At 61.0% G+C, this 26654-nt stretch carries 32 protein-coding genes; 7 read left to right on the forward strand and 25 right to left on the reverse strand.

Going from position 1 to position 26654, the window contains the following annotated elements:
• Positions 1 to 49: 49 nt before the first annotated feature.
• The 17 genes from LG31_RS0111335 to LG31_RS0111415 are packed head-to-tail and all read right to left on the reverse strand — an operon-like array spanning position 50 to position 15026.
• Positions 50 to 1291, reverse strand: a complete 1242-nt coding sequence (locus LG31_RS0111335; RefSeq protein WP_033114577.1) for a beta-ketoacyl-ACP synthase — start codon at positions 1289 to 1291, stop codon at positions 50 to 52.
• Positions 1288 to 2013 (reverse strand): 3-ketoacyl-ACP reductase FabG2, encoded by a 726-nt coding sequence (locus LG31_RS0111340; protein WP_033114578.1) that lies wholly within the window; start codon positions 2011 to 2013, stop codon positions 1288 to 1290. The genes LG31_RS0111335 and LG31_RS0111340 overlap by 4 nt, the downstream gene beginning before the upstream one ends.
• Positions 2010 to 2468: a hotdog family protein gene (locus LG31_RS0111345; protein WP_033114579.1), complete on the reverse strand. Its 459-nt coding sequence runs from the start codon at positions 2466 to 2468 to the stop codon at positions 2010 to 2012. Before LG31_RS0111345 ends, LG31_RS0111340 begins: the two co-directional genes overlap by 4 nt.
• On the reverse strand, positions 2465 to 3631 hold the full coding sequence (locus LG31_RS0111350; protein ID WP_033114580.1) for a beta-ketoacyl-[acyl-carrier-protein] synthase family protein: 1167 nt from the start codon (positions 3629 to 3631) through the stop codon (positions 2465 to 2467). Before LG31_RS0111350 ends, LG31_RS0111345 begins: the two co-directional genes overlap by 4 nt.
• Complete coding sequence (locus LG31_RS0111355) at positions 3628 to 4185, reverse strand: DUF3261 domain-containing protein (protein ID WP_033114581.1); 558 nt, start codon at positions 4183 to 4185, stop codon at positions 3628 to 3630. Before LG31_RS0111355 ends, LG31_RS0111350 begins: the two co-directional genes overlap by 4 nt.
• The gene (locus LG31_RS0111360) at positions 4182 to 6497 is read right to left on the reverse strand and encodes an MMPL family transporter (protein ID WP_050513448.1); all 2316 of its coding nucleotides are present in this window, start codon (positions 6495 to 6497) and stop codon (positions 4182 to 4184) included. The genes LG31_RS0111355 and LG31_RS0111360 overlap by 4 nt, the downstream gene beginning before the upstream one ends.
• On the reverse strand, positions 6484 to 7080 hold the full coding sequence (locus LG31_RS0111365; protein WP_033114698.1) for an outer membrane lipoprotein carrier protein LolA: 597 nt from the start codon (positions 7078 to 7080) through the stop codon (positions 6484 to 6486). Before LG31_RS0111365 ends, LG31_RS0111360 begins: the two co-directional genes overlap by 14 nt.
• On the reverse strand, positions 7080 to 7502 hold the full coding sequence (locus LG31_RS0111370) for an acyl-CoA thioesterase (RefSeq protein WP_141689715.1): 423 nt from the start codon (positions 7500 to 7502) through the stop codon (positions 7080 to 7082). Before LG31_RS0111370 ends, LG31_RS0111365 begins: the two co-directional genes overlap by 1 nt.
• Entirely contained in the window at positions 7495 to 9045 is a 1551-nt protein-coding gene (locus tag LG31_RS0111375; RefSeq protein WP_420796191.1) for an HAL/PAL/TAL family ammonia-lyase, read from the reverse strand. Before LG31_RS0111375 ends, LG31_RS0111370 begins: the two co-directional genes overlap by 8 nt.
• Before the next feature lie 7 nt (positions 9046 to 9052).
• On the reverse strand, positions 9053 to 10729 hold the full coding sequence (locus LG31_RS0111380) for a glycosyltransferase family 2 protein (protein ID WP_033114585.1): 1677 nt from the start codon (positions 10727 to 10729) through the stop codon (positions 9053 to 9055).
• Complete coding sequence (locus LG31_RS0111385) at positions 10726 to 11091, reverse strand: ApeI family dehydratase (RefSeq protein ID WP_033114586.1); 366 nt, start codon at positions 11089 to 11091, stop codon at positions 10726 to 10728. The genes LG31_RS0111380 and LG31_RS0111385 overlap by 4 nt, the downstream gene beginning before the upstream one ends.
• Complete coding sequence (locus LG31_RS0111390) at positions 11091 to 12482, reverse strand: AMP-binding protein (protein WP_033114587.1); 1392 nt, start codon at positions 12480 to 12482, stop codon at positions 11091 to 11093. The genes LG31_RS0111385 and LG31_RS0111390 overlap by 1 nt, the downstream gene beginning before the upstream one ends.
• A complete protein-coding gene (locus LG31_RS0111395; RefSeq protein WP_033114588.1) occupies positions 12479 to 13042 on the reverse strand; it encodes a COG4648 family protein in 564 nt (187 codons plus the stop codon). Before LG31_RS0111395 ends, LG31_RS0111390 begins: the two co-directional genes overlap by 4 nt.
• Complete coding sequence (locus LG31_RS0111400) at positions 13042 to 13287, reverse strand: acyl carrier protein (protein ID WP_033114589.1); 246 nt, start codon at positions 13285 to 13287, stop codon at positions 13042 to 13044. The genes LG31_RS0111395 and LG31_RS0111400 overlap by 1 nt, the downstream gene beginning before the upstream one ends.
• A gap of 5 nt (positions 13288 to 13292) precedes the next feature.
• Positions 13293 to 13553 carry a phosphopantetheine-binding protein gene (locus LG31_RS0111405; RefSeq protein WP_033114590.1) on the reverse strand — a complete coding sequence of 87 codons (261 nt, stop codon included), beginning with the start codon at positions 13551 to 13553 and terminating at the stop codon, positions 13293 to 13295.
• Positions 13534 to 14328, reverse strand: coding sequence for a lysophospholipid acyltransferase family protein (locus LG31_RS0111410; protein ID WP_050513449.1), 795 nt, complete (start codon positions 14326 to 14328; stop codon positions 13534 to 13536). The genes LG31_RS0111405 and LG31_RS0111410 overlap by 20 nt, the downstream gene beginning before the upstream one ends.
• Complete coding sequence (locus tag LG31_RS0111415) at positions 14313 to 15026, reverse strand: beta-ketoacyl synthase chain length factor (protein ID WP_033114591.1); 714 nt, start codon at positions 15024 to 15026, stop codon at positions 14313 to 14315. Before LG31_RS0111415 ends, LG31_RS0111410 begins: the two co-directional genes overlap by 16 nt.
• 252 nt (positions 15027 to 15278) lie before the next feature.
• Between LG31_RS0111415 and LG31_RS0111420 the strand changes: the two genes are divergently transcribed.
• The 3 genes from LG31_RS0111420 to LG31_RS0111430 are packed head-to-tail and all read left to right on the forward strand — an operon-like array spanning position 15279 to position 16980.
• A complete protein-coding gene (locus LG31_RS0111420) occupies positions 15279 to 15674 on the forward strand; it encodes a hypothetical protein (RefSeq protein WP_033114592.1) in 396 nt (131 codons plus the stop codon).
• A 12-nt stretch (positions 15675 to 15686) separates the two neighbouring features.
• Entirely contained in the window at positions 15687 to 16748 is a 1062-nt protein-coding gene (locus tag LG31_RS0111425) for a methyltransferase (RefSeq protein WP_033114593.1), read from the forward strand.
• Positions 16749 to 16767: 19 nt separating this feature from the next.
• Positions 16768 to 16980, forward strand: a complete 213-nt coding sequence (locus tag LG31_RS0111430; RefSeq protein WP_050513450.1) for a hypothetical protein — start codon at positions 16768 to 16770, stop codon at positions 16978 to 16980.
• Positions 16981 to 17021: 41 nt separating this feature from the next.
• Here LG31_RS0111430 and LG31_RS0111435 read toward each other — a convergent pair whose 3' ends face one another.
• Both LG31_RS0111435 and LG31_RS0111440 read right to left on the reverse strand, forming a co-directional pair.
• Positions 17022 to 17930, reverse strand: a complete 909-nt coding sequence (locus tag LG31_RS0111435; protein ID WP_033114594.1) for a pseudouridine-5'-phosphate glycosidase — start codon at positions 17928 to 17930, stop codon at positions 17022 to 17024.
• Complete coding sequence (locus LG31_RS0111440) at positions 17924 to 19015, reverse strand: PfkB family carbohydrate kinase (protein ID WP_033114595.1); 1092 nt, start codon at positions 19013 to 19015, stop codon at positions 17924 to 17926. Before LG31_RS0111440 ends, LG31_RS0111435 begins: the two co-directional genes overlap by 7 nt.
• A 203-nt stretch (positions 19016 to 19218) precedes the next feature.
• On the opposite strand from LG31_RS0111440, the gene LG31_RS0111445 reads away from it, so the two are divergent.
• Positions 19219 to 19683 carry an RNA methyltransferase gene (locus LG31_RS0111445; protein ID WP_033114596.1) on the forward strand — a complete coding sequence of 155 codons (465 nt, stop codon included), beginning with the start codon at positions 19219 to 19221 and terminating at the stop codon, positions 19681 to 19683.
• A 6-nt stretch (positions 19684 to 19689) separates the two neighbouring features.
• On the opposite strand, the gene LG31_RS0111450 is transcribed toward LG31_RS0111445, so the two are convergent.
• The gene (locus LG31_RS0111450; RefSeq protein ID WP_050513454.1) at positions 19690 to 20442 is read right to left on the reverse strand and encodes a substrate-binding periplasmic protein; all 753 of its coding nucleotides are present in this window, start codon (positions 20440 to 20442) and stop codon (positions 19690 to 19692) included.
• A gap of 194 nt (positions 20443 to 20636) precedes the next feature.
• Here LG31_RS0111450 and LG31_RS0111455 point away from each other — a divergent pair, with 194 nt between their 5' ends.
• Positions 20637 to 21068, forward strand: coding sequence for a universal stress protein (locus tag LG31_RS0111455; RefSeq protein ID WP_033114597.1), 432 nt, complete (start codon positions 20637 to 20639; stop codon positions 21066 to 21068).
• A 67-nt stretch (positions 21069 to 21135) separates the two neighbouring features.
• Here LG31_RS0111455 and LG31_RS0111460 read toward each other — a convergent pair whose 3' ends face one another.
• The 4 genes from LG31_RS0111460 to crp form a co-directional block, all read right to left on the reverse strand.
• On the reverse strand, positions 21136 to 21771 hold the full coding sequence (locus tag LG31_RS0111460) for a murein L,D-transpeptidase catalytic domain family protein (RefSeq protein WP_033114598.1): 636 nt from the start codon (positions 21769 to 21771) through the stop codon (positions 21136 to 21138).
• Between the two features lie 177 nt (positions 21772 to 21948).
• Complete coding sequence (locus LG31_RS0111465; protein ID WP_033114599.1) at positions 21949 to 23061, reverse strand: porin; 1113 nt, start codon at positions 23059 to 23061, stop codon at positions 21949 to 21951.
• A gap of 327 nt (positions 23062 to 23388) precedes the next feature.
• Positions 23389 to 24189: a putative RNA methyltransferase gene (locus tag LG31_RS0111470; RefSeq protein WP_033114600.1), complete on the reverse strand. Its 801-nt coding sequence runs from the start codon at positions 24187 to 24189 to the stop codon at positions 23389 to 23391.
• A 108-nt stretch (positions 24190 to 24297) separates the two neighbouring features.
• Complete coding sequence (gene crp / locus LG31_RS0111475) at positions 24298 to 24936, reverse strand: cAMP-activated global transcriptional regulator CRP (RefSeq protein WP_005335304.1); 639 nt, start codon at positions 24934 to 24936, stop codon at positions 24298 to 24300.
• A 333-nt stretch (positions 24937 to 25269) separates the two neighbouring features.
• On the opposite strand from crp, the gene LG31_RS0111480 reads away from it, so the two are divergent.
• A complete protein-coding gene (locus tag LG31_RS0111480) occupies positions 25270 to 25674 on the forward strand; it encodes an OsmC family protein (RefSeq protein ID WP_033114601.1) in 405 nt (134 codons plus the stop codon).
• Between the two features lie 49 nt (positions 25675 to 25723).
• Positions 25724 to 26020: an MliC family protein gene (locus LG31_RS0111485; RefSeq protein WP_033114602.1), complete on the forward strand. Its 297-nt coding sequence runs from the start codon at positions 25724 to 25726 to the stop codon at positions 26018 to 26020.
• A gap of 88 nt (positions 26021 to 26108) precedes the next feature.
• Here LG31_RS0111485 and LG31_RS0111490 read toward each other — a convergent pair whose 3' ends face one another.
• Positions 26109 to 26642 (reverse strand): DUF4136 domain-containing protein, encoded by a 534-nt coding sequence (locus LG31_RS0111490; protein ID WP_033114603.1) that lies wholly within the window; start codon positions 26640 to 26642, stop codon positions 26109 to 26111.
• Positions 26643 to 26654: the final 12 nt, after the last annotated feature.

Below are 26654 nucleotides of genomic sequence, written 5' to 3' on the forward strand. Positions count from 1 at the left end.
AAACAAGGGGCCATATCGGCCCCTTTTTCGTTGCTTGCGGTGATGTTACTTATTTTGTCTCGTCGCGCCAGCGGCGGAAGATCAGCGAGGTGTTGATGCCGCCAAAGGCGAAGTTGTTGGACATCAGATACTCGATCTCCAGCTGTCGTCCTTGACCCGTGATGTGGTCGAGGGGCTCGCAGGCAGGATCCGGGTTGGCCAGATTGAGGGTCGGAGCAAACCAGCCGTCGTGCAGCATCTCAAGCGACAGCCAGGCTTCGATGGCGCCACAGGCGCCGAGGGTATGGCCGAAGTAGCTCTTGAGCGAGGAGATGGGGGTTTTGTCACCGAAGATGGCGGCGGTTGCCTGGCTCTCGGCGATATCGCCCCGCTCGGTGGCGGTGCCGTGGGCACTGATGTAGCCAATTTGCTCCGGACGCAACCCGGCCTGATCCAGCGCCATCTGCATGCAGAGCTGCATGGTCTGGCTCTGGGGTTGGGTAACGTGGGCCGCATCGCAGTTGGTGGCAAAGCCGACCAGCTCGGCGATGATGGGCGCACCGCGGGCGAGGGCATGTTCCAGCTCTTCGAGCACCAGAGTGCCAGCTCCTTCGCCGATCACCAGTCCGTCGCGATCCCGGTCAAACGGGCGCGGGGTGAGCTCGGGGGTATCGTTGAGCTGACTGGTGGCAAACAGGGTATCGAACACCACAGCTTCGGAGGGGCAGAGCTCCTCCGCGCCACCCGCCACCATCACGGTCTGGTAGCCGTGGCGGATCGCCTCGTAGGCGTAACCGATCCCCTGGCTGCCGGAGGTACAGGCGCTGGATGTCGGGATGACCCGGCCACGCAGGCCAAAGAAGAGGCCGGTGTTGACCGCCGTTGTGTGCGGCATCATCTGCACATAGGTGGTGGCGGTGATGTTGGCGGTGGTCTTGTCGTTGAGCATGGCGCCAAAGGCGCTGATGGGCGCCGTGCTGCCGGTGGAGGAGCCATAGGCGATACCGGTGCGGCCATCGCTCAGCACCGGTTCGTTCAGCAACTTCGCCTGCTCCAGCGCCAGCTCGGAGGCCACGGTCGACATCTCGGAGACTCGCCCCATGGCGCGGATCTTCTTGCGCGGATAGTGGGCCGGCAGGGCAAAGTCGCTGATCGGTGCGGCTAGCCGGGTGTTGAGCCCGTCATAGACGCCCCACTCGTGCATGGTGACCACGGCGTTGCGCCCTGCCTGCAGGCGCGGTTTGACGCTGGCCCAGTCGTTGCCAAAGGCGGTCACACCGGCCATGCCGGTGACTACGACCCGTCGATTCATATCAGGCCTCCGTTGATGGAAATTACTTGCCGGGTGACATAGCCGGCGATGTCGGACATCAGGTAGGAGACCAGACCGGCCACCTCCTCAGCCTGCCCCATGCGTTTGAGGGGGATCATCTTGAGCGCTTCACCCTCAACTTCCGGGCTGACCATGCCGGTATCGATCAGCCCTGGCGCCACGCAGTTGACCGTGATCCGCCGTTTGGCGAGCTCTAGTGCCAGCGCCTTGGTCGCGCCGATAAGGCCGGCCTTGGAGGCGCTGTAGTTGACCTGACCGCGGTTGCCCATGATGCCGGAGACCGAGGAGAGGGTGACGATGCGCCCGCCGCGGCGCAGCCCGATCATCGGCATGATGCAGGGCTTGAGCAGGTTGTAGAAACCGTCGAGGTTGGTGTGAATGACATCATCCCATTCGTCATCGGTGAGCGCCGGGAAGGCGCCGTCACGCACGATACCGGCATTGCAGACCACGCCGTAGTAGGCACCGTGCTGCTCGATGTCGGCTTCAAGGCGTTCGCGGCACAGCTCGCGATCGCCGATATCGAACTGGATCAATCGCCCGGCCCCGCCGTGCGTGGTGATCTCGTCGAGGGTCGCTTGCGCCCCCTGCTGGTCGCTGTGGTAGTGGACGACCACGGTGAAACCGTCGGCCGCCAGCTTGAGGGCGATGGCGCGGCCAATGCCCTTGCTGGCGCCGCTTACCAATACGGTCGAGTTCATTGTTTCTGCTCCAGTAAATCTGTCAGTTGCGCCTCGGTGGGCTGATAGGTGCTCAGGCGGGCTCTGGCACACTCGCGATCCCCAATCCAGATGCTGCATTCAAAGCTGGCCATTCCGGCATCCTGCAGCAGGCAGTGCGCCTCGATGCGCAGCAGGCTACCGGCGCCAAACACGGGCAGCTGGCTCTGGTATTTGCGGGTTCCGAGCAGCATGCCGATCCGCACCGGCTCATGGTGCTGGTGCGCCTGCATACCGGCCCAGGCAGCGATGGTTTGCGCCATCAGTTCGATACCGCACCAGCCGGGCAGATCGCCATTGTCATCGAGCAGCAGCGCCTGCCTTGCTCCCACCACCGTTTCGCAGCAGACACTCTGCTCGTCGTGCGCCGTGACGCGCTCGAGCAGCAGCATGGGCGCGCGATGGGGAAGCAGTTGTTCTATGGGAGGAAAAGTCATGATGCCTCTTTGCCAAAAATCAGGCTGACGTTGTTGCCACCAAAGGCAAACGAGTTGGACATGATGATATCGACCGGCCCCTGATCCTGAACAAGGGCGATGGGGCCCAGCGCCGGATCGGCGGTTTCACTCTGTGGCGGTAGCGGCAGGGCGCGCTCGATCAGCAGGCAGCAGAGCGCTGCTTCGGTCGCGCCGGCGGCCCCGAGGGTGTGGCCGGTCAGCACCTTGGTCGAGCTGACCGGCACCTTGTTCGGGAAGAGGCGCGCCAGCGCGCGGCTCTCCATCTCGTCGTTGAGGCGGGTGGCGGTGCCGTGGGCGTTGACGTAGCCGATCCGCTTAGCCTCAAGGCCGGCGCGGGTCAGCGCCATCTGCATTGCCCGCTCGGCCCCTTCCCCTTGCGGGTGCGGCGCCGAGATATGCCAGGCATCCGATGACTCCCCATCCCCCAGCAGGGCAAGCGGAGCGGGCTCTGGGCTCACCAGAAACAGGGCTGCCCCTTCACCGATATTGATGCCGTCGCGCCCGGCAGCAAACGGCTGGCAGCGCTGTTCACTCAGGGACTCGAGACTGTCAAAGCCGTTGAGGGTGAGGCCGCACAGGGAGTCGGCACCACCGACCAGCGCCACATCGGCCTGACCGCTGGCCAGCAGGCGGCGGGCGGTGATGAAGGCGCGGGCGCTCGACGAACAGGCGGTCGAGATGGTCATCGCCGGCCCCTCAAGGCCAAGGTGAGCAGCGAGAAACAGCGAGGGTGAGCCGAGCTCCTGCTGCACGTAGTCAAACTGCGGTGGCAGCGCCTCGCCACGCTCGCTCGCCGCAACGGCGGCCTCGGCCTCGCCGATGCCGGAGGTGCTGGTGCCGAGCACCAGCGCTATCCGCTGCGGGCCGACGCGGGCGATAGCGGCGTTCACTTCGTCTTCGATATCGGCCAGCGCCGCGAGCAGCAGCCGGTTATTGCGCGAGTCGTAGGGGGGCCGTGTCACCGCTGGCAGCGGATGGCACACCCGGCCAACCGGCGAGGTGCGGCCATCGACCAGCGTCCAGCGCTCGCCATCAAGCGGGCTGGCGCCACGGGTGCGCCACGCCTCGAGGGCGGCACTCACCTCATCCTTGCCACGGCCGAGGGCGTTGATGAGGCTGTAGGCGTGAATGTAGAGGGTCATTGCGCCAGATTCTCCAGTTGCAGGCGGTAGCCAAAGCGGTGCTGAGTCAGGCTGACCGGCTCGCGCTGGCCTTGCCAGCTCTGATAGCGGATCTCGGTGACCAGCACGCCAGCAGGGTCGGTGAGGCGGCGAAATTCCCCTTCATCGACCAGCTGCCAGCCCGCTGGCAGATGGGATTGCCACTCGGCCAGCGGCCAGTAGCAGAACATCACGTCAGCCAGCACCTGAGCCGGTGGGGGCAGGGCATTGCCGGGCAGTGGGATCAGCCGCTCGCTGTGAATGCCGCTTTGGTCGTATTGCACCTTGAAAAGGCGCGCCCCGGTCGGCATCAGCCCGACCAGGGTGATGCCCTGATGGCCGGCTTCCAGCGCGGTGAGCAGCTGATACTGCTTGTCCTCGACGCTGGCGATCAGCAACTGCTGGCGGTTTAGCGGTTCGGCGCGCTGGGGCGCCGGCAGTGAGAGGGGGACGCCCGGGGCGATAAACGCCTCAATTCCTTGCTGGCTGCTGCACCCGGTCAGCAGTACCAGCAGCAAGTACCAGTATCTCATCATGACTCCGCTGCTGGCCGCGGGGCCAGCACCATGGGCGATAACAGAAACGCGGTGAAGATCCCGCCGCTCAGCACTATCCCGAAACCGGCGATGGCCGGGGTGTTGCTGAGCGCCAGCAGGCCGAAGGCCAGCAGGGTGGTGAGGTGCGCCAGCAGGATGGCGAGCAGGGTCGATTGCTGGCGGGCAGGCTCGCTGCCGCAGTGGGCGAAGAAGAGCCCGTAATCGATGCCGATGCCGAAGATCAGGCTCAGCGCCAGCACGCCAAAGAGGGTGAGCGGCTGGGCACTGAAGCCGAGTAGCGCCAGCCCCATGGCGATAGCCAGCCCGTTGACCAGCAGGATGCGCAGGGTCAGGCGCCAGCCGATGCGATGCCAGAGCAGCCCCATCACCAGCACCACCGCGACCAGCAGCAGCTCGGCGAGCTTGAGGCGGTAATCGGCAAAGAGCTGGCTCCACTGGCTGCGCTGATCCTGCCAGATAATCCCGTCATGCTCGTCGGCCAGACGGGCCAGCGCGGCGGCATCGTGAATGCCGGCCAGCGGCACCCAGATCCCGACCCGGCCATCGGGCAGGGCGTACCAGAGCAGGCGGCTCCCTTCGCTGACCGGGCTGGTTAGCCACGCCTCGGGGGTCAGCAGATCCAGGGGGCGAGCGCTGGCCTCCACCGGTACACCGGCAGCCTTGAGGGCGGTAATGACGCCCGGTTGCAGCGCCATGATGGCCTGATGATCTGCCTGCTGGCGTGCCTTGGAAGGGATCCACTGGCTGATGGCTACAAACTGGTCGAGCACCTTGTGCTGGCGGGCCAGCTCAAGCTGATCCGCCAGTGTTTCGAGCCGGGTGAGGGCCTGCTCGCCATCGCTGCCCACCACCAGATAGCCGGTCATGCCGCCCTGCTGGCCGGTCAGTTGCTGGATCTGGCGCTCCTGCGCCTGCAGCTCGTGGGGCAGGGGTTGCAGCTTCTGGATATCGTCATCCACTACGAGGCGGCTGATGCCGATGGCGCTGATCACCAGCACCAGTAGCGGCAGCCAGCGGCGCAGGCCGCCCGGTCGCTGCCAGGCCTCAATCCAGCGCACCTGCCAGTGGCGGATGGGCAAAGCCCCCTGCGGCAGGTCGCCCAGCCAGTAGGGGAAGAGCAGCAGCACGGTCAGGAAGGCGGCCAGCAAGCCTGCCAACGCGCAGATGGCGAGCTGCTGCAGCCCCGGGAAGGGGGCGAGCCAGAGCAGGGCATAGCCGATCAGGGTAGTGAGCAGCGCCAGACTCAGCCCCGGCAGCAGGTGGGCGCGAGTCTGCGCCGGTGTCTCGTGGCCATGCAGGCGCCGCTCGCTCAGGAAGTGGATGGCGTAGTCGATGGAGATGCCGATGAGGCTTGAGCTGATCACCAGGGTGAAGACGTGGATCTCGCCAAATACCAGCAGTACGGCGCCGAGCCCCCACAGCATCCCCATCGTCAGCGGCAGTAGGGAGAGCAGCAGGGCGCGCACTGAGCGAAACGCCAGCCAGATCAGCACAATGACCCCGACAAGGGAGCCCAGCCCGATGGTCGAGATATCCTGCTCGGCGAGCGTGCTGGCGTGCTGGCTGTAGAAGAGGGTGCCGCGGCGCAGCAGTTCGACGCCCGGATAGTGCTGGCGCAACTGCTGCTCGGCGGTTGCCAGCTCAGTGAGCAGCTGGCGGTTACGCGCCATGTCGAAAGCGGAGAGGTTGAGCTCGGCCCGCACCATATACCAGCGGCGGCCATCCGGCCCGGTGCTGCTGAGCCAGCCCTTTTCGTCCAGCTGCATCGGACTCTTCTGCTCAAGCACTGCGGCGCGGGTCAGCAGCAGGGGATCGGCCTGCCACTCGGCGCGCGAGACACCGCCAAAGGGGGAGTAGATCTGCCCCAGCACCCACTGACTCCACCCCTCCGGGCCACTGGCCAGCCGTGCCCGTGCGCTCGGCGTGAGGTGTTGCCACGCCATCTGCCGCATGTAGCTCTGCCAGGCGCCGGCGAGGGTCGGCTGGGCCGCCTTCAGATGTTCCAGTGAGTTGATGCCGGCCAGCTGCTTGCTCCACGCGGTCGCGGCGGCTTCACCATTTTCGCCGGCGGGCAGGCTCACCAGCCACACCAGCTGCCGGTCGAGGTTGCCGAGCAGTCCGGCCCGGATTTCCGGATGCCACTGCTGGTGCTCCTCCTTGGGCAGCAGATCCATCACGCTGGTATTGAAGCGGGCGCGGGGCAGGGCCAGCGTCAAGGCAAGGCAGACCGCTACGCAGAGCAGTAGCCACAGTCGCCCCAGCAGGCGCCACTGTTTCTCAGTGAGCATCAAAACGGGATCGCTCCTCGGCATTCAGGGGCAGGGTTTTAAGCTGCCAGTCAACAAAGCGGATCAGGGTGACATCGCCCTGTTTGTCATGGATGGCGAGCGATGCGAGCTCGTGACGCCCCTTGAGCACCAGACTGGCGAAGACCTTGTCGAGAGGTGAGCGGATGGGCTCGAGGGTCAGGGTCCACTCCTCCCCCTCGCTGGAGAGGGTGTGGCGAAAGTAGCTATCCAGCGCCGCTTCGCTCGGGTCGAACAGGGCCAGCATCAGGTTGCTGAACTCCAGCAGTTGCGGGCTGTCGAGGGTCTGGGCCGGTTGACCGGGAAGCTGCTGCACCATGCGCGTCGGCGTGAGGGTCAGGGTCAGGGGAAAGGGCTTTTGCTGCTGCCACCAGAGCCCTTGGCCCTTTACCAGCAGCAGCTCGCCGCTGGAGCGTAGCGCCTGAGTGAGGCCGCTAATCTGGCGCTCCTGCTCGAAGCGGGCGCTGCGGGCATCCGCCGCCGTGAGCTGTTGCTGCACATCGGCCAGGGTGATTGCCAGCGTTGGCCAGGAGAGCAGAGCCAGCAGCAGAAGGGTGAGGCGGGCCATCATTCGCTCACCCCCAGCTTGTCGAGCAGCACCTGTGGCGAAGCGAAGCACATCTCGCCGCTCTGCTTGCTGACCGCCACCTGCACCGTGTAACCCTTGCTGGTGCGCTTGCCGCTCTGCGGGTCATAGAGGAGGTAATCGATCTTGAGGCGGTGCTGGTACTCGACCAGGGTGGCGCGCACCCGCACCGTCTGGCCAAAGCGCAGCGGGGCTATGTACTTCATCCGCACGTCGATGACCGGCCACAGATAACCAGAAGCCTCCATCTGCGGGTAGTTGTAGTCGATGCGATCGAGCAGGGCACAGCGGGCCAGCTCGATGTAGCGCAGGTAGTGGCCGTGCCAGGCGACGGCCATCATGTCCACGTCGTGGAAGGGGACGGTGACATCGACCTCGGCACTCAGTTGCCAGGGCTCAGACATGGGATACCTCGTCATAAATCGGGTAGTGACGGGCCTGCAGGCGGGCCATCATGGCGCGCAGCTCGGCCTCCAGCGGCCGGTCTTCACAGAGGAAGGGGTGATCGCGGCGTACCGACTCGACAGTGGCTGCGAGCGCCGGACTGAGGGTGGTCAGGTCATTGCCCTGCAGGGCGAGGCGCAGCTCGACCCCCTGCACCGCCGCCAGCAGACTGGCGCTGGCCACCTGTTCGGTCAGGGTCAGCACCCGCAGTGCATCGCGGGCGGCGATGGTGCCCATGCTCACCTTGTCCTGATTGTGGCACTCGGTCGAGCGCGAGAAGACGCTGGCGGGCATGGTGTGCTTGAGGGCTTCCGCAGTCCAGGCCGAGGCGCCAATCTGCACCGCCTTGAAGCCGTGGTTGATAAAGCGGCGCTCGTCGCTTGCGCCGGAGAGGTTGCTCGGCAGCCCCTGATTGAACTTGCTATCGACCAGTTGGGCCAGCTGACGGTCGAGCAGATCGGCCAGATTGGCCACCGCCACCTTCATGCTGTCCATCGCCATGGCGATATGGCCGCCGTAGAAGTGGCCGCCGTGCATCACATGCTCCCCGTCACCGTCGATGAGGGGGTTGTCGTTGGCGCTGTTGAGCTCGTTTTCGATAAGCGTGCGCCACCAGGGCAGGCTGTCGGCCACCACGCCGATGACGTGGGGGGCGCAGCGCAGGGAGTAGCGATCCTGCAGCCGGTTGCTGTGGTGCGGCAGCTCGCCGCTCTGCAGATCGGCGCGTAGCCAGGCGGCGATCTGCTGCTGGCCAGGGTGGGGTTTGGAGGCAAACAGGCGCTCGTCAAAGTGGAAGGCGTTGCCCTCCATCGCCACGCTCACCAGCGCGGTGATGCGGGTGCAGAGCCGCATCAGGTAGTCGCAGCGGGAGTAGGCGAGGCAGGCGAGCGCCGTCATCACCGAGGTGCCGTTCATCAGTGCCAGCCCCTCTTTCGGGCGCAGCTGGAGCGGTGTGATGCCAAGCTCGCGATAGAGGTCGGCCGCGCTGGTCAGCTCCCCGTTGCGGTAGAGTTCTCGCTCGCCGATCAGCGCCGCCGCCACGTAGGAGAGCGGAGTGAGATCGCCGCTGGCACCGACCGAACCCTCTTCGGGAATGCGCGGCAACAGGTCTTGCTCCAGCAGCCAGGTGAGCCGCTCAAGCAGGGACAGACTGACGCCGGAAACTCCCTGTGCCAGCGAGTTGAGTCGGGTTGCCAGCACGGCACGGGTGGCGGCCAGACTCAGGTTCTCGCCCATGCCACAGCCGTGAAAGCGGGTCAGGTGCAGGGGCAGGGTATCGACCAGATCGAGCGGCACTGCGCGGGTGACCGAGTCGCCATAGCCCGTGGTGACCCCGTAGATCACCCCTTCCTCGGCGAGCAGCCGGTCCAGATAGTCGGCACCGCGCTGGATGCGGGCCCGGAACTCGGGGGCCGGGTTGAGGCGTGGCGTGGCGCGCCGTTTGGCCAGCGCGACGACGTCTTCGATGGTGAGGGGTCGGGCCCCGAATTGGATCTCGTGCATGCCTTGATCAGTCCTGCTCATCGGTCAGATGCCAAAAGTCGAAAAAGTTGAACCACTCCAGCGGCGCACGCAGACAGTGGTGTTCCAGCCGGTTGGCATAGTGTTGCACTCGCGCCTCGAGCTGCTGCTGGCGTCCGGCGCGTGGCAGGGGCGAGCCATCGGCGAACGGCTCGAAATGCACCCGAAAGCGCCCCTGCTCCCGCAGCCCGAACATCAGGTAGGTGTGGCAGCCGAGGATGGCCGACAGCGCAAACGGGCCGAGCGGGAAGGGGGCCTTAGCGCCGAGAAAATCGGCCCAGACCACCCGCTTCTCTTTGGTCACCGAAGTGCGATCACCGACGATCACCACCCACTCCCCCGCCTCGATGCGCGATTTGAGCATGATGGCGGTATCGGCCCCCAGCTCCTGCACCTGCACCAGATTGAGGCCGGAGTCGGGGTTCACCTCCTGCAACAGGGCGTTGAAGCGGGCGGCGTGGCGGGTAAAGACCAGCGCCGTGATGCGTACCCCTTGCGCCTTGCTGCCAAGGGCGCGGCACAGCTCCAGATTGCCCAGATGGGAGCCGATGATGAGGGCTCCCTTGCCGCGAGCAGCCTCGTAATGGTGCGGGTTCACCAGCTCGATGTCGTCGAGACCTATATCGCCGCGCCAGGCGGCCAGTTTGTCGAGCGCCGCCTCGCCAAAGCGCAGGAAGTGGCGCAGGCTCCCCACCGGCTCGGGCAGCGGCTGGTTGAGCTCGGCTGCGCGTGCGGTGAGGCGCGCAAGATAGTCGCGGGAAGCCTCGCGCTGGCTGCGCCCGGTCAGCCAGAAGTAGCTGATGACAGGCAGCAGCAGGGCCCTGAAACCCGGGCGGCCGAGCAACCGGTAGCTCCAGAGCATGGTGCGGATGCCGAGCAGGGTGCCGCGCTCCGGGGTGCGCGACCAGTGTTCCCGTCCGCGTGTTAACAGCTGGCCGGGGACGCGCAGCAGGCTGGTTGCTCCGTCACGCAGCAGGGTCAGCACCAGACGGGTGTGCATCCAGGAGATGCGCAGGTTGTCGTGCAGCGGGTTGAAATGGGAGAGGCCGTTCTCGGGGTAGTGCACCTTGACCGGAATAAAGCGCACCGCCACGCCGCGCCAGTGCAGGCGCACCATGATTTCGATGTCGAAATCCATCCGCTCGCCGAGGGGGCACTGCTCAAGCAGTTCGCAGCTCGCCTCGACCGGGTAGACGCGAAGGCCGCACATGCTGTCTTTGATTTCGAAGGAGAGCGTCTCGATCCAGACCCAGACGTGAGTCAGGTAGCGGCCGTAGAGGCGACCCTTGGGCACCGTCTCGTCATATTCGGGGGCGCCGGAGATCAGCGCTTGCGGGAAGCGCTCCGATTCGGCCAGCAGATCCGGCAGGCGGGAGAGATCGTGCTGGCCATCTGCATCGACCTGCAGGGCGTGGCTGAAGCCGCGCGCTCTGGCAGCCAGCAGCGCCGTCTTGACGGCCCCCCCCTTGCCACGGTTGTGCGGATGGCGAAGTAACGTGACCCAGCCTGCATGTTCGGCTGCCAGCTGATCGAGCAGGGCGGCGGCGGCCGGCTCGCTGCCATCATCGACCAGCAGGCAGGGAAGTTCGAGCGGCGCGAGTTCACGTAGCACAGCCGCGAGAGGGGCTGCGTGGTTGTAGCAGGGGATGATGATGCAGGGCGTCACGATAGCTTGACCCGTCCGCAGCTGGCGAGCGGCAGTGTATCGACATCCTCTGCGCTGCCGAGACGATATTCAAAGCGCAGCTGGCCGTCGCCATGAGCGCGCAAGATCAGCCAGCAGCGATCGTCAGGGCGCAATGGGCGTTGGAACTTGAGTTGATCCATTCCCTGAAACTCGCCGGTGAGCAGGTTCTCTGCGCGGGCGAAGTGAATGGCCAGTTGCAGCTGGGTGACCCCGGGCAGCAGGGGCGCACCGGGAAAATGGCCCGCAAACCAGGGCAGATCGGCACTCAGGTGCAGCAGTAGCTGCACGCTATCGGAGGTGGCCTGACGTGCCTGCAGGGCGGGCAGCAGTGAACTATTCATCAGGTGGGTACTCCGGGTTGTTGCAGTGGCGTCTGGTCAAATGCCTGACGCAGCGCCACACCGTCGCGTTTACCCGCACCGGTCAGGGGCAACGTCTGAAAAAGTCTGATGCTGCGCGGCAGCGCCACCGGCTCGAGCCACGGACGAAGCTGCCGACGCAGCTGTTGCAAGAAGGCGCCGTGGCCAAGGCGGGTGAAGCTCTGCATTCCCTCTTGGCTGAGCACCAGTGCGGCGCCAAGTACCTGACGTCCGCCCTGCTCAAGGGGCAAGACGGCGGCATCGAGTACCCCCTCCAGCGCCTTGATGCGCAGCTCGACATCGTCGAGCGAGATTCGTTTCTCCTCGAGCTTGACGATGCGATCGCGTCGGCCAAGCAGGTGAAAACGGCCTGCCGTGCCTTTGTCGCCATCATCACACAGGGCGATGCGATCGCTGCCGACCCAAGGCTCGGCTTCATCCATAAAGGGTGAGCGCAGCAGCAGGGTCTGCTCTTCGTCACAGCTTACAGTGACACCGGCAAAAGGGGTCCAGGGGATATCGGGCGCAGAGCTCTGGCGCCAGCCGATGCCGCCGGTCTCGCTGCTACCGTATATCTCCACCGGCAAGGAGCCGAGCAGCGCAGCGCACTGGCGTGCATCTTCATAGGCGAGCGGGCCGCCGGAGGAGAAGATCAGCCGGCTGCTGCTGCCCGCAAGGGCTGGATCGAGCCGTGACAGGAAGGCGGGCGAGCTGACCAGTGCCCATGGCTCCTTTTGGCCGCTCAGTTGCTCCGGGTAGTCGGTCTGGCTGCGGGCAAACGGAATGCCGAGCGCCAGTGGCAGCAGGATGCGAAAGAGCAGGCCGTAGATGTGCTGATGGCTGACGCTGGAGAAGAGTCGCGCTCCTTCAAGGTGCTGATGCCACAGGGCGATCTGGGTTCGGACCTCGACCTCAAGCAGCGGCCAGGGTTTGGTGATCCCCTTGGGCTGGCCGGTAGAACCCGAGGTGTAGAGGGTGATCTCGGGGGCCAGCGTCGCTATCGCTTCCGTGGCTGGCAATGGCTCGCCGGCTGTAACGGCCTCGATGCGCAGCACGGTGCATGAGAGCGGCAGCGGTTCATCGCAAAGCAGCCCATCGAAGGCATCTTGATCCAGCAGCTCCTGCAAGCCAGCGAGGCGCTGGTGGCCGGGCAGCACTACGGCTTGCCCAGCCATGGCGCAGGCGAGCAGCGCCTGACAAAAGTGGTAGCTGTCGCCGGTGCAAATAGCCCAGCGCTGCGCCGGCATTACGGCGAGCTGGCGGGCGAGCAGCAAGGCGCGCTGGCGCAGCTGTGCCAGCGTCCACGCTCGTTGGCCATCGAAGGTGACGACACGGTTGCCATCTGCCTGCAGCAGTTCATCGAGCAGGGTCATGCGCTATCCCGTTTCATGACGCGCTGGCGAACCAGCCATTCACCGCCCATTAGAGCGCCCATCAGCAGATAGCTGACAAGGCCGTTGTAGAGGCTCCAGAGCGCCAGATCGCCGTGCCAGACTGTCCAGCCAGAAAAGAGGCCGTTGCCGATAAAAAAGAGGCACCAGACCCGGGTCACCTTGCGGGTGTAGCGAACTCCCCGCTCCGGCAGATCCGGCGTGGTGAGGCGGGCCAGCCGCTCAACCAGGGTCATAGGTTGACCGAGGCTCCAGCCAAACACTCCCAGCAGGGTCGCGTTGACGGCAATCGGGTAGTACAGCAGCCAGTCGTGCTCGCGAAACCAGAGGTTGAGGCCGATCAGCAAGAGGCCAATGGCCCCGAGCCAGCGGGTCGCCCAGCGCCACGCGCCCGGCAGGGCTGTGCCGGCAAACAGGCGAATGGCAAACAGAGGCAACAGCAGCAGAGCCAGCAGGCCTCTCTCCCCGTGCGACAGGCCAAGATAGACCAGCAGGGGATAGAGCAGCAGCAGGGCTCCCGCCAGCAGGTTGATGCGACGCATTACTCGGCGAGCAGGCGTTCGACGGCGTCAACCACGTCGGCGACGGTGCGCACTGACTTGAACTCTTCCGGCTTGATCTTCTTGCCGGTCAGTTTTTGCAGGTGCACCACCAGATCGATGGCGTCGATGCTGTCGAGCTCGAGCTGCTGGTAGAGTTTGGCATCCATGGTGACGTCTTCGGGGTCGATTTCGAACAGCTCAACCAGGGCGCGGCGAATTTCGTTGAAGATCTCATCTCTGGTCATGGCGATTATCCCCGCTGCTGGTTGACGAGGGCAGCCAGGGCTGCAACAGAGGCAAAGTGACGACGGGTATTCTCGTCATCAGCCGAGAGCACGATGCCGTAGCGTCCCTTGATCGCCAGTCCCAGCTCCAGTGCATCGATGGAGTCGAGCCCGAGACCGTCATTGAAGAGCGGGGCGTCGGTGTCGATATCGGCAGTCGTCATGCCTTCGAGGTTGAGGCTGTCGATGATCAGTTGTTTGATTTCTTCAGTTAATGTTTGTTGCATCTTGAGTCCATACAGAGGCGGATTGGGCCGGGCTCAATACCCGTTTGAAATAGTGAGTGAGATGCCGCGCGGCCAGCGAAGGGGCCTCTTCGTGCGGCATCAGATCCCGAGCCTGACACTGGGGCAGAAACTCTACCGTAAAGAGTGGCTTGTGCGCGGGAACATGGAACCATTTGTGCTGTTTGGTCAGAAACGGGGCCGAGCAGTGAATGCGAACCGGTTGCAGCCTGGCCTGACAACGGACGGCCAGATGGGCTGCGCCGCGCTGCAGTTGCAGCGGCTCGCCGGGGGTTGTGCGGGTGCCTTCCGGAAAAACCAGCAGTACTGCACCTTGTTGCAGGCGTTCACAACATACCGGTAATAATGTTTCGGCCGCGGCATTGGGAATATAACCGGCTGCCCGCACGATGCCGGCGACAAACGGATTATGCCAGAGCGCCTCTTTGACAATACAGTCACACTCCGGCATGTAAGCAGCCAGCAATACATAATCGAGCAGGCTGGGATGGTTGGCCAATACCAATACGCCGCTCAATTGCTGGGGCATATTGTTAAAGCGATAATCCAGCACCCTTAATTGCCTGAGCACATTGAGGAAAAAACGAAAACTTATTCTGATGGTGCTTTGGGCAAGGTGGCGACGCGTTTCCCCGCGCACCAATAACCAGAGCAGTGGAAACCAGACCAGCGTCAGCAGCAGGCAGCCAATTCCGAACAGGGTAAATCCCAGCATGGTACCAATCAGGCGCCAGAGCCGGTTCAATTGCGCTGCCATAGCCACCCCCTGCGACCGTCGGTGATCCGAAATTCTGGCATGTCATCCAGCAAGGCGCGCCAGCACGCGAGTGCATCGCTCTTGCCGGTTGCGCCAGTGTCCGTCGCCAGCGCATTCCCCTGCCACTCATCGCCCCGGCTCAGCAACAGCGCCACCGCATGGGGCGGCGGTTCATCGCCGAGCCAGGGTTGGCTAAATGCCGGCAGCACCCCCTCAAAGGCCACTACCAGTACCCGCTCCATACCGTCGGCGAGCATGCCGATGGCCTCCTGCAGGGCGGCGGCAAACGTGCCGCTACCTGCCGCCAGCGAACTCATGGGGATGGGCTGCTTGCCCTGAATGGAGGTGAGCCCGGCAGCAGTGTTGTGTACTGACTGGGAGAAATCAGTGGGGGAGAGGCTGCGCGCCTGTGCCAGTGCTGTCAGCAAGCCAATGGAGCGATCCAGCTCTCCGTGGCGGCTGGCAAACACGGCACCCTCTACCGTATGGCGCGACATCATATCGAGTGCCACTTCTACCGCAAGGCGGCTACCCAGGCTCATGCGGCGCGCCACCATCATGGGGATATGGGGCGTTGCCAGAGGCGATTGCGTTTGCCAGATACCCTCTTTCGCCCACTCTTGCCACTGCTCCCGGGTGGTGAGACCCGGCGCCAGCGCGCAGCTTTCAACGATGGAAAAAGAGGACTTCTTGTACACGAAACAACCTTGACCGGGTGATGCTAACAGGGAGACTCGACCACGGGCTCCACCAGTGGTTCAGCTCCAGTTAAGGATTTGAATAGGACGTGCATATTACCACCATTTCAAATCAAGAACAGGGGCAAGCAGTGACGCAAGTTACAAGTATGAAGAAAGTATTCCCCCTCACCTTTATTTATTGAAAGGACACACATTTTATTGTCTCATTGGGTCGGCTTTGACAGGTTCCAATTACAAAGGGTTACAAAAATGAAAATGCTCAAAATTATTATCAGCGCATTAACACTGCTGTTGGTTACCGGTTGTTCAACTTCCCAGCCGGTCATGAATATGACCAATAGTCTGGTTCCGTCCAACCTCAGCGAACAGGATGTTTCTCGCGCCATTATTAATGCCGGTGTTAGCAAGACTTGGGTAATGCGTGAAGAGCGTCCAGGGTTAATTACGGGGCATATTCAGGTTCGTCAACATCAGGCCAATATCAGCATTCCCTATAACACAACTAACTATTCCATTAATTATGTGAGTAGTGTCAATTTAAATGATAAGGGTAAAGGAAAAATTCACCGTACTTATAACCGCTGGATTAACGGTCTGAACCAGGCCATTCAACTCGAATTGAATCGCGCCAGCAGCAACAAGTAAGGTCGGTGTCTCTTGAATCATTATCAGTCGGATCGTCATAACGCTCTGGATGCCATCAGCCAGGCCCAGCGGATCGCTTTTGCTCCCATGCTGTTTCAGGCTGCCTGGAGCTTGCGCGAGTTCGGCATTCTGGCGTTTCTAGCCAAAGAGCGGCAAGGGGCGACCGCTGCACAGATCGCTGAGGCGACCGGCTTGACCGAGTATGCGGTCAGTGTACTGCTCGACATGGGGCTGGGGGGCGGCATCTGCCACCTCAACGGGGAGTGCTACCTGCTGGACAAGGTGGGTCACTATCTGCTGAGCGACCCCATGACCCGGGTCAACATGGATTTTGTCCAGCACGTTTGTTACAAGCCCCTTGCCCACCTGCAGCAGGCCATCGAAAGTGGCACGCCTGCCGGGCTCAAGGAGTTTGGCGACTGGTCAAATCTCTATGCCCATCTGAAGGATCTGCCGGAGCCTGCGCGAAGCAGCTGGTTTCGTTTCGATCACTTCTATTCGGACTGGGCGTTCAAGCAGGCGCAGGATCTGGTGTTTGGATACGAGCCGCGTCACCTCTACGATCTGGGGGGCAATACCGGCAAGTGGGCCATCTCGTGTGCCCGGCGCAGCCCCGAATTGCAGGTGACCATTCTCGATCTGCCCGAGCAGATTGCCATGGCCAGCGAGCAGATCCGGGCCGCGGGGCTTGCCGAGCGGGTTCAGGGTTATCCTGTCAACTTGCTGTCGGAGCAAGCGTTGCCCGCTGAGGCGGACATCTGGTGGATGAGCCAGTTTCTCGACTGCTTCAGCCATGACGAGATTGTGGCCATGCTGCGGCGGATCAGAAGTAGCATGAAGGAGGGGGCCAGGTTGTGCATTCTGGAGCTGTTCTGGGATCGGCAGCCGTTCGAGGCAGCGAGTTTCAGCCTCAATGCCACCTCTCTCTACTTTACCTGTCTGGCCAATGGCAATAGCCGCTTCTACCACTCCAAGGAGTTGTACCAGTGTCTGCGCGAGGCCGAGTTCCATGTCGAAGAGGATCACGACATTCCGGGGCCGGGCCATACCCTGCTGGTTGCCAAGCCATTGTGATAACGCCGGGAGAAGTGACATGAGCACAGTACAGATGAAATGCGTTCTGCTGATTGCGGGCGTGCTGCTGACGGGGTGTGCCGAGATGAAGGGGGTTGGTCGAACGATTGGCCATACCTCTCGCGACGTCACCCGGGAGATCGGTCATACGACCCGTGATGTGACCAAGGAGATAGGTCACGGTACGCGCGATACCGTCAAGGGCATCGGCAACGAGATTAAAAACATGTGATAGCAGGAGGGCCAACAGGCCCTCCTTTCATTTGCGCTTGATTACAGCGCGGCGGCGATGCGGGCACCGAGCGCCGCGTTGTTCAGTACCAGCTGGATGTTGGCCGCTAGCGAGTTGCCGCCAGTCAGCTCGCAGACGCGTGCCAGCAGGAAGGGGGTCGACGCCTTGCCCTTGATCTCCTGCTCGTCCGCTTCATGGAGCGCCCTGGCAATGGCTGCGTCGATATCGGCTTTAGGCATGGCGTGTGCGGTCGGGATGGGATTGGCCACCACGGCGCCGCCCGCTAGTCCAAGCTCCCACTTGAGGCGCAGCGCCTCGGCGATGGCTGCCGGGGTATCGAGGCGATAATCGACCTTGAAGCCGCTCTCGCGGGTGTAGAAGGCGGGCAACTCTTCGGTTTGATAGCCGATCACCGGCACCCCTTGCGTCTCCAGATACTCCAGGGTCAGCCCGATATCGAGGATCGATTTGGCCCCCGCACAGACCACTGCTACTGGCGTTTGTGCCAGCTCCTGCAGATCGGCCGAGATATCGAAGGTCTCCTGCGCGCCGCGATGTACCCCGCCGATACCGCCGGTGGCAAATACCCGGATCCCCGCCATGGCAGCGATGATCATGGTGGAGGCGACCGTGGTGGCCCCCATCCCCTTGCGCGCCAGTACGAACGGAATGTCGCGGCGGCTGCACTTGGTCACGCTGTGGCCTGCCTGGCCCAGCGCTTCCAGCGCACCCGCATCGAGACCCACCTTGAGACGGCCGTCGAGGATGGCGATGGTCGCTGGAATGGCGCCGTTATCGCGCACCACCTGCTCCACCTGACGGGCCGTCTCCACGTTCTGCGGATAGGGCATGCCGTGGGAGATGATGGTGGATTCGAGGGCGACGACCGGTTTGCCCGCGGCCAGCGCGGCGGCAACTTCCGGTTGGATATCGAGGTAAGCGTTCAGCATGAGTACTCCTCCAGTATGCGGTCAACGGCGGCCTTGCAGAGACCGGAAAAAACGGTATCGGAACAATTGACGGTGAGGGCGGCGCAGCCCAGGGCAAAGCGGGTGGTCTGGGCAATGTCGAGCTCTTGCAGCCAGGCGTGTGCGAGACCAGCCATAAAGGCATCCCCGCCGCCGGTCACGTTGAGCACCGGACTGCCCAGCACCGGCAGGTGGCCCTGCTGCTCGCCATCGCTGTAGAAGATCCCCTGTTCACCCAGACTGAGGAACAGTCGCTTGACCCCGGCGCGGTGGAACCAGGCGGCCACCATGGGCCAGGTTTCGGGCCCGGCGATGGTCATGCCACACAGTTGTTCTGCCTCGCTGCGATTGGGCTTGAGGGTGTGGATCTTGCCGAGCCAGGGGCGGATCTTCTCCACCTTGGCCACCGAAACGGTATCGACAAAGATGGCGTGCTCACCTTGCCGCTCGAACAGCCAGTCGAGGGTATGGATAGCCAGATTGGTATCGAGCACCCAGAGCCGGGCACCGCCGAGAAAGCCACCGAGTGGGGTCAGGCGGGCAGGAGTGAGCTGCTCTATGATGGCCATGTCGTTGATGGCGCAGCTCATTTCGCCGCTGCCATCATGCAGGCTGAGATAACAGGAGGTGGTGTAGCCATCGAGCACCAGAGTCTGGCGCACATCGACGCCGGCCCGCTGGCTTACCTCCAGCAGATGGTGACCATACTGGTCGTTGCCGACTGCAGTCAGCAGTCGGGTATCACTGCCGAGCCGCGCCAGATTCTCGGCGATATTGCGACCAACACCACCCGCCGAGGTGCGCACCTTGCCCGGATTGGAGTCGCCGAGCAGCAGGTTGTCGTGGCTGGTGCCGCAAATATCCATATTGGCACCGCCGATCACCACCACGTAGGGACCCTCTCGCAGTACATAGCCTCTGCCTTGCACATACCCCTGCCGGATCAGGCTTGAGATGTGGCTGGCCAGCGCAGAGCGGCTGATGCCGAGGCGATCGGCCAGCTCCTGCTGGGCAATCATGGGATCCTGACGCAGCAGGGCGAGGATCTCTTGTTCACGCTCAGTCATAGACAAACATCCATTTGCAAACGTTTGTCCATTATTGCTGGGAAACGTTTGCTGGCTATCAACTTGTACAAAATTTGTCGGTTTGCGCACAAAAAATCGGCATCCGTGATGGCGCGACGAGTCGTTGAGCCTGGCGAGGTACTTTTAACGGGTCGGTGACTCCGCTGCGGCTTATAATGGTCGCCGCAAGATGAGGAGAGATGATGGAAAAGAGAGCATTCTGCTGCGTAGGGCTGGTTAATCCCAAATCCCCGGAAAATGTTGGTGCCGTGATGCGTGCTGCGGGTTGCTACGGGGTGGATGAGGTCTACTACACCGGCAACCGCTTCGAGCTGGCGCGCCGCTTTGCCACCGATACCAAGCAGATGGTGGAGAAGATCCCGCTGCTCGGGGTGGATGACCTGATGGCGTTTATCCCGCAGGGATGCGTGCCCGTGGTGGTCGATCTGATCGATGGCGCCACGCCGCTTCCCGACTATGTCCATCCGGAACGCGCTTTTTATATCTTCGGGCCGGAGGATGGCACCCTGGATCCCAAGCTCTATGGAGCGGTGAAAGATGTGGTTTATGTACCGACTCAGGGCTGCATGAATCTGGCTGCATCGGTCAACGTGATCCTCTATGACCGACTGGCCAAGGGGTATTGCCATAACAGCCAGGAAGAGTAGGAAGATTTAACGGATGGGGGCTACTTTTGCCTTCTGCTCCATCTCCTTGATAAAGCCCTGGTAATAGTCGTAGAGCTGATGGCGTCGATAGATATTGGCCAGCTCGCCGCTGCGGATCAGATTGACCATCTCCCTATCCCAAAGTTGCTGCAGGGTTTCCCCTCGCTCGCTGTCGCTAAAAACAGGATAGGTGGGGATCCAGCGCAAAAATATGCGGCTCATGCTGGTGGGGGGCGGATTGGCGACATGCAGCACACCGACGGTCATGTAATAGCGATAACGCTCCTTCTCAAGCAGCTGGATGGCCATCTCGTAGCTGTCCACTTCATGCCAGTTCATGGGTACTGATATGTATTTGTCCAGTGCCCAGCCCCGCTGCCATAACACCTGCTGGCCAGCCAGACTCTGCTCCCCCTGCCATTTCGGTTGCCACTGCTTGAGCATGATGACAGAGAGATCGTCAGCTGAATCTGGGTATTCCGGCATACGCACATCGTCCAGCTCATGTTGATAGACTCCCAGTGCCATGTCCCCCTTGTTACGGGTTACCATGGCGAGGGCCCGCTTGTAGGGAACAATATGGGGGACGATGGTGTAACCATGGGGTTGATAGATGCTATTGACCAAATCAAGGTAGAGCCCTTGTCCATCGGTTTGACAGAAACCGGGCCAGTTGTCGCAATAGACGTGGAGTGATTCTGCGCGGCAGAAGAGAGATGCGCAGAGATAACAGACCAACAGACAACCGATACGCAGTATGGTCACAATCGGCCTCTTGAGGGCAGCTAAAAAGGAGGAGTTGATACTCTATTTTACACCATGCTCTCTCCGGAAGGTGCGGTAACCATCCCTTCGAATGCTCGTTTTGCGACAGGGTCGAGAGTTATTTGCAATCGGGTTGATATGATCTCGTTGAGATTCAATAGCACCCCAATCAGTAGAGGAGACTGCTTATGCCATCGATCAAGACACTGCTTTGTCCCGTCGACTTTTCTCAAATGTCCAAAGCGGTTCTCGACTATGCCGTATTCATGGCGCAAAGCCATGATGCCCGGCTAAAGCTGGTTCACGTCGTCGATCAACTGCATGGTTTTGACAGCTACAAGATCCTGCACATGACTGCTGTCGAGATTACTCACGAGATGGAGCGTCAGGCTAGGACCCAGCTCAAGGAGCTGGTGGCTACCTTGCCGATTCCCGCAACGTTTGACATCCGTTTTGGCCGCGCGGCTGATGAGATCGTCATTCAGGCCAATGATGATGAGGCGGATCTCATCGTGATGGGGAGCCATGGTCGCTCCGGCATCAGCCACCTGCTGGTGGGCAGCGTTGCCGAATCAGTGGTGCGTCATGCCCCCTGCCCGGTGCTGGTCGTTCGTCAATAAAACGAGCTGTACGGTTATTTAAAAACAAGTGCTCAAGAAGAGGGCCAGCGATTGCTGGCCCTCTTCTTTATCCGTGCGCGTAGATCACGCTCCCCCCCTTGATGGTATCTATGATGGCTCTGGCCTGCTCCTGGGGAAGGGCAGGGCAACCCCAGCTTCTGCCCAGCTTGTCATATTTGAGCAGATGGCGCGGGCTGGCATAGTCTGCTCCGTGCACCACGATGGCCCGCTTGCGGGCATTGCTGTTCAAGCCCGGAGTCAGACCATCCAGCCGCAATGAGTAGCCATGCTTGCCAAGATAGGTTTCGGCGGTGCGATAGACACCGAGCGAACTTTTCATCGAGTTGGGCTGGTTGGAGAATTGATGGGCGGCCAGTTCGCCAGAGTTGCGACCGTGGCTGACCCAAGTGTAGTAGAGCAGTTTGTAGCGTTTCATATCGATGACCAGCAGCCGGCGCAGGGTGGATGGTTTGCTGTAATCGATGATGGTCAGAATGGATTTGTTTTTATGGCGCACGCTCTGGTAGCTATTGAGCGCTTTGCGAAAGGTTTGCTGATCGAGTTTGCCGGCGAGGCCGAGCTGACGGTAGAGGCTCTTGTCCCAGCTTGCCTGCGCGGGGGCGGTAAAACCGAGACTTCCCAACAGCAGCGACAGTATCAACCACATCTGCCACCAGATCTTGTTCCAGAACAGTCGTTTCATCCGTGAATGTCCTTCTGTGCACCATTTTTGTATGCAGAGAGCGGCACTTGGCGACTCTCCGCTCGATAGTTATATGCAAGGTGCTGAAAAGGCGCAATAAAAAAACCGGCCGCAAGCGGCCGGAAGAAATTCAAACAGTAGACATTGATTTCACAGGTATAACTGACTTCTAAAAACTTAGAAGTTGTACTGCAGGGCTACAGCAACAACGTCATCGGTGTTCTGACCCAGGGAGTTGATGGACTTGCCATCTACGGAATCCAGCAGGTTCAGTTTGTAGTCGATGTAGGCGTTGAAGTTGTCGGTGAAGTTGTACCAGGCACCGATAGATACGTACTCGGTGTAGGTATCATCGATACCGTGAGCGCCATCTTTCACGTCAGTGCGCAGGTAGGCCAGAGAAGGCTTGAACTTGCCGATGGTGTACTGGGCAACGGCTTCGTAACCATCCATCTTCTCGGCGTAGCCGTTCTTGACGAACAGGTGATCTTCACCGTGGGAGTAGGTAGCGGCCAGGTAGAGGTTATCAGCAGCGTACTTGGCACCAAAACCCATCAGCTTGGCATCTTTCTCGCCACCGAAGGCAGCGTATTTAGCCTGCTCATCAGTCTTGCCTGCCTGGTTGTATACGGCACCCAGGCTCAGACCCATGTTGAAGTCATAGTTGGCGGAGAAGGCAAAACCTTCTTTGGAGCCGGTGCTGTTCCAGGTGGTGCCAGCAACATACGGGTTGTTACCGTTGAAGGATTCGTTGATTTCGCTGCGGCCGGAGTTCTGCGGATCATTGTTACCGGTGAACTGGGCACCCAGGGTCAGACCCTGATAGGTGTAGATGTACTGGGCCAGGCCATTGGTACGGCCGGTACCGAAAACTTCGGTATTTTTACCCAGGCCGTCACCGCCCCACTCGGGCAGTACGTCGGTGTAGTTGTTAACGGCTTTGGTGAACAGGCCATCCTGACGACCGTAGCTGAAGGCACCGAAGCGGTCGTGCTGGATACCGGCGTAGGCATAACGCAGTTCATCGTTGTCAGAACCGGAAGTCGGCAGGTTGTATTCGGCAAAACCGAACGCTTTCATTTCCGGAGCAATTTTGGTTTCGCCCGCAACGTGCAGACGGAAATAGCTCTGGTCACCTTCGGCGCTGTTGTTGTCAGTGCCATAGTAAGCACCTTGAGCGCGGCCGCCGATGTCCAGCTTGGTGTCGTTCTGGTTGTACACAGTAGCAGCATGGGCACCGCTCGCCAGCAGCAGGCTGGAGATGGCCATAGTCAGTGCAGACTTCTTCATATGCTTATTCCTCTGATGTAAACACTTCCGAACCTGTAATCGGTTCTGTTAAATCGGAAATGGTCCGATAGCCACACGGTAGGCGCCCTAACCTTGACTGGCGCTGAATCTATCCGTGTTTAATTGGCGCCATAAGGAGATGAATGTGTTGAGTGTGTCAGGCTTGCACAGTTTAAAAGTCTAGTTAATTCAAATTGTTAGTTTTTTAATCTAACTTTTGCTGGGGGGAGGGCAAAGGGGAGAGCAATGATGGAGCGTGTGAACCAAATCACGTTTTGATGTTCAAAGGGGGTCTGCGAGAGCAGTGGGCCTGCTCTCGCACTGTGATCAGAGCGGTTTTTGCCACAGGGTCAGCAGCAGATCCTGTTCCAGTTCATCGGGTCCCTGATGGGTGAACGCGTGGCGCTGTTCACCAGTGGCCCGCCAGCCGAGGCGGCTGGTCTCCAGAATAAAACTGCGTAGTCCCTGATCGAGAGTCTGGGAGAATTGAGCGCGTTGCTGCGCAATCTTGGTCAGGCCTGCGAGGGACGGCCAGCTGAGCGGGTGTTCCATGCTGATCGGGTTGAGGCTGACTCTTAGTTGCCACTGGTGGCGGGGGCCCGGTTGCAGATAGAGCAGATAGCCGCCCGGTGCCAGCCAGTTGACCAGCTGCTCGGTTTTGAGCTTGAGGTCGTTGACCAGCAGCAAATCAGCGGAGTTTGGCATAAGCGGGGCTTTGGCTGGATCGGCAATGACGAAACTGCCGTCAGGCTGTGCCTTGGTGGCGGCAAAGATGGCATTCTTGGCGATATCGACGCCGGCAAATTGCCAGCCCGGCAGGCGTTCGGCCAGCGCGCGGCAGTAGTAGCCCTCGCCACAGCCCAGATGGATCAGTTCGCGCGGCTCGAGAGGGGCGAGCAGGCTGGCCATTGCTTCGACCAGCGGCAGCTGGTGGCCCTGCTCGAGAAAGTGACGCTTGGCGCGCATCAACGCCCGGCTGTCGCTGTCCTTGGGGTTTTTCTTGCCGGGGATGAGATCCAGATAACCTTCCGGGGCGGGATCGAAGTGGTGCTTGTTGTCGCAGTAGCGACCATTGGAGGCTTCATGCAGATGAAGCTGGCTGCGGCAACGGGGACATTGAAGGTGCATAGCGATTCTCTTGGCGAAAGCTGGAACGGGCGTTCGGGATTATAGGGGAGGTGATCAAAAAAGGCTGCCGTAGCAGCCTTTTGGAGCCAGTGGTCCGGGACCAGTGGATCAGCGGGTACCGAATACCACAATGGTTTTACCGTGGGCAGAGATGAGCTCCTGCTCTTCCAGCATCTTGAGGATGCGGCCAACGGTTTCACGGGAGCAGCCGACGATCTGGCCGATCTCCTGACGGGTGATCTTGATCTGCATGCCATCCGGGTGGGTCATGGCATCCGGCTGTTTGGCCAGGTTCAGCAGGGTTTGGGCAATCCGGCCGGTTACATCCAGGAAGGCGAGGTTACCCACTTTCTGGCTGGTGTGCTGCAGGCGTTTGGCCATCTGGCCGGAAAGGCGCATCAGGATATCAGGGTTGACCTGGATCAGCTGACGAAACTTCTTGTAGGAGATCTCGGCAACTTCGCAGGAGCCCTTGGCGCGCACCCAGGCAGAGCGCTCGGGATTTTCGTTCTCTTCGAACATACCCATCTCACCGAGGAAATCCCCCTGGTTGAGATAGGAGAGGATCATCTCTTTGCCCTCGTCATCCTTGATCAGCACGGCAACCGTGCCCTTGACGATGTAGTAGAGGGTTTCCGCTTTTTCACCCGCGTGGATCAGGGTGCTCTTGGCGGGGTACTTATGAATGTGGCAGTGCGACAAGAACCATTCCAGGGTGGGATCGCTTTGCGGTTTGCCAATAACCATGAGAATTCCTCTGTAGTGTCTTTTTATGGACTCGAGCGTCCAGGCAAGCAGCCAACTCTTGCCATTCCTTGTATTAGTCGCAGTAGGATAAGAGCCTTTGTCTGTGCTGACAAGGCTTTGCGCCCTTTTGAATAGAGCCCTTTGAGTAATGCCTGCTGCGCCGCTTCAGCCATTCTAGGGAAGATAGGGAGGGGAGATGTTGATTTTGATCTATTAACCTCCCAATCATCTTGCCCCTGTGGTTACCCGGTCGGGTGAAGAGATGCCGAAGCCGTGATGGCTGGGGTATGCTAGGAGCATCATGAGCACAGGCTTAACCAAAGAGGATGCGAGATGAAAGCCAAGGTCAGCTGGGTTGAAGGGATGAAGTTTGTCGGGGAGAGCGAATCGGGGCACAAGGTGATCCTGGATGGCGCCAACCCGGGCGAGGGGGCCAGCCCGCTGGAGATGGTGTTGCTGGCCGTGGGTGGTTGCAGCTCCATCGACGTGGTATCCATTCTGGAGAAGGCGCGTCAGGTCGTGACGGCTTGCCATGTTGAACTCGACGGTGAGCGGGTTGACAGCGTGCCCCGGGTCTTTGAAAAGATAAATCTCCATTTTGTGGTGACCGGCAAGGGGCTGGCAGAAAAGCAGGTCGCCAGAGCGGTCGAGTTGTCGATGGAGAAATATTGTTCTGTTTCCCTGATGTTGGAAAAAGCGGTACAAATTACCCATAGTTATCAAATTCTTGAGGCTTGATAACCGAAGCGTTGTTCCATCGATAACGCCATGACATAAGGAAAGTGCAATGAAAAAAATGATCGCTCTGCTTCCCCTGTTGGGTCTGGCTGCGTGCACCAGCCCGCAACCCACCAAGTATCAGTACAGTCAGTACCAGTGCGGGGAAGAGCTGTTGGCCATTACCTATGACGCTCAGGCTGACATGGTGCAGTTCCCCTATGCCGGGGTCTATCACAAGCTTGGCCGTGTCGAATCGGATAACGGTGCCAAATATTCCGACGGCGTGACCACCTTCTGGAATCAGGACAAACAGGCGCTGCTGACCCAGAAAGGGGTCACCCTGCTCACCTGCAAGCTGAAGTAATTCCGGCGCGTGCCAATAAAAAGAGCGGCTTGTCATCTGACAAGCCGCTCTTTTTATTCAAATCATCAGCAAGAAACTGATGAGGACGTCAGTGGGTTGGTACAGGTGCCAGCAGTTTGGCTGCGAGCTGCTGGCTGAGAGCCTGGCGCTGGTTATCGGCAATGGCGGCATCGCTGGCCAGCGAGATGGCGCTGCTCCAGACGGCTTTCTGGGTTTTGCGGTCGAGCAGCACTATGGCCAGGGTGCCCTTGCGCTGATCCGGTGCGGCCTGCACCCCGGGTGTCATGCCAAGGCGGGCAAAAATCTGGCCATCACTGATATCCTTGTCACCCGCCACACCGATAGCGACCCAGAGATCCGCTTCATCAAGGGGTACGCTCTGCCACCCCTTGCCATTGAGTTCTTTACTGACGGCATTCTGGATGGGTTCGAGCCACCCTTCGGCCTGATCGCCGGCAAACTGATACTGTTCGGCTAGGGCGTAGCGCGGAGTGGCGCCGAAGGTCCAGTCACCGAGCGAGCGAGCCACCATGGTGCCGGGTTCAAACGTTGGTGCTGACGGCCCGCTGCTGCAGCCACCCAGCAGGGCGAGCAGCACCACAGAGAGAGAGGCAAAGCGCATCATAAGCTCCTT

This window comes from Aeromonas lacus, from assembly GCF_000764665.1.
In the GTDB taxonomy this organism is placed as follows: Bacteria; Pseudomonadota; Gammaproteobacteria; order Enterobacterales; family Aeromonadaceae; genus Aeromonas; species Aeromonas lacus.

Excerpts from the sequence above, each read along its gene's own strand:
- LG31_RS0111465 (WP_033114599.1), bottom strand. The coding sequence starts at position 23,061 with ATGAAGAAGTCTGCACTGACTATGGCCATCTCCAGCCTGCTGCTGGCG.
- LG31_RS0111355 (WP_033114581.1), bottom strand. The coding sequence starts at position 4,185 with ATGATGAGATACTGGTACTTGCTGCTGGTACTGCTGACCGGGTGCAGC.
- LG31_RS0111460 (WP_033114598.1), bottom strand. The coding sequence starts at position 21,771 with ATGAAACGACTGTTCTGGAACAAGATCTGGTGGCAGATGTGGTTGATA.
- LG31_RS0111335 (WP_033114577.1), bottom strand. The coding sequence starts at position 1,291 with ATGAATCGACGGGTCGTAGTCACCGGCATGGCCGGTGTGACCGCCTTT.
- LG31_RS0111390 (WP_033114587.1), bottom strand. The coding sequence starts at position 12,482 with ATGACCCTGCTCGATGAACTGCTGCAGGCAGATGGCAACCGTGTCGTC.
- LG31_RS0111420 (WP_033114592.1), top strand. The coding sequence starts at position 15,279 with ATGAAAATGCTCAAAATTATTATCAGCGCATTAACACTGCTGTTGGTT.
- LG31_RS0111410 (WP_050513449.1), bottom strand. The coding sequence starts at position 14,328 with ATGGCAGCGCAATTGAACCGGCTCTGGCGCCTGATTGGTACCATGCTG.
- LG31_RS0111435 (WP_033114594.1), bottom strand. The coding sequence starts at position 17,930 with ATGCTGAACGCTTACCTCGATATCCAACCGGAAGTTGCCGCCGCGCTG.
- LG31_RS0111350 (WP_033114580.1), bottom strand. The coding sequence starts at position 3,631 with ATGACCCTCTACATTCACGCCTACAGCCTCATCAACGCCCTCGGCCGT.
- LG31_RS0111400 (WP_033114589.1), bottom strand. The coding sequence starts at position 13,287 with ATGACCAGAGATGAGATCTTCAACGAAATTCGCCGCGCCCTGGTTGAG.
- LG31_RS0111470 (WP_033114600.1), bottom strand. The coding sequence starts at position 24,189 with ATGCACCTTCAATGTCCCCGTTGCCGCAGCCAGCTTCATCTGCATGAA.
- LG31_RS0111445 (WP_033114596.1), top strand. The coding sequence starts at position 19,219 with ATGGAAAAGAGAGCATTCTGCTGCGTAGGGCTGGTTAATCCCAAATCC.
- LG31_RS0111345 (WP_033114579.1), bottom strand. The coding sequence starts at position 2,468 with ATGACTTTTCCTCCCATAGAACAACTGCTTCCCCATCGCGCGCCCATG.
- crp (WP_005335304.1), bottom strand. The coding sequence starts at position 24,936 with ATGGTTATTGGCAAACCGCAAAGCGATCCCACCCTGGAATGGTTCTTG.
- LG31_RS0111365 (WP_033114698.1), bottom strand. The coding sequence starts at position 7,080 with ATGGCCCGCCTCACCCTTCTGCTGCTGGCTCTGCTCTCCTGGCCAACG.
- LG31_RS0111385 (WP_033114586.1), bottom strand. The coding sequence starts at position 11,091 with ATGAATAGTTCACTGCTGCCCGCCCTGCAGGCACGTCAGGCCACCTCC.
- LG31_RS0111490 (WP_033114603.1), bottom strand. The coding sequence starts at position 26,642 with ATGCGCTTTGCCTCTCTCTCTGTGGTGCTGCTCGCCCTGCTGGGTGGC.
- LG31_RS0111455 (WP_033114597.1), top strand. The coding sequence starts at position 20,637 with ATGCCATCGATCAAGACACTGCTTTGTCCCGTCGACTTTTCTCAAATG.
- LG31_RS0111370 (WP_141689715.1), bottom strand. The coding sequence starts at position 7,502 with ATGTCTGAGCCCTGGCAACTGAGTGCCGAGGTCGATGTCACCGTCCCC.
- LG31_RS0111395 (WP_033114588.1), bottom strand. The coding sequence starts at position 13,042 with ATGCGTCGCATCAACCTGCTGGCGGGAGCCCTGCTGCTGCTCTATCCC.
- LG31_RS0111430 (WP_050513450.1), top strand. The coding sequence starts at position 16,768 with ATGAGCACAGTACAGATGAAATGCGTTCTGCTGATTGCGGGCGTGCTG.
- LG31_RS0111405 (WP_033114590.1), bottom strand. The coding sequence starts at position 13,553 with ATGCAACAAACATTAACTGAAGAAATCAAACAACTGATCATCGACAGC.
- LG31_RS0111440 (WP_033114595.1), bottom strand. The coding sequence starts at position 19,015 with ATGACTGAGCGTGAACAAGAGATCCTCGCCCTGCTGCGTCAGGATCCC.
- LG31_RS0111375 (WP_420796191.1), bottom strand. The coding sequence starts at position 9,045 with ATGCACGAGATCCAATTCGGGGCCCGACCCCTCACCATCGAAGACGTC.
- LG31_RS0111480 (WP_033114601.1), top strand. The coding sequence starts at position 25,270 with ATGAAAGCCAAGGTCAGCTGGGTTGAAGGGATGAAGTTTGTCGGGGAG.
- LG31_RS0111340 (WP_033114578.1), bottom strand. The coding sequence starts at position 2,013 with ATGAACTCGACCGTATTGGTAAGCGGCGCCAGCAAGGGCATTGGCCGC.
- LG31_RS0111485 (WP_033114602.1), top strand. The coding sequence starts at position 25,724 with ATGAAAAAAATGATCGCTCTGCTTCCCCTGTTGGGTCTGGCTGCGTGC.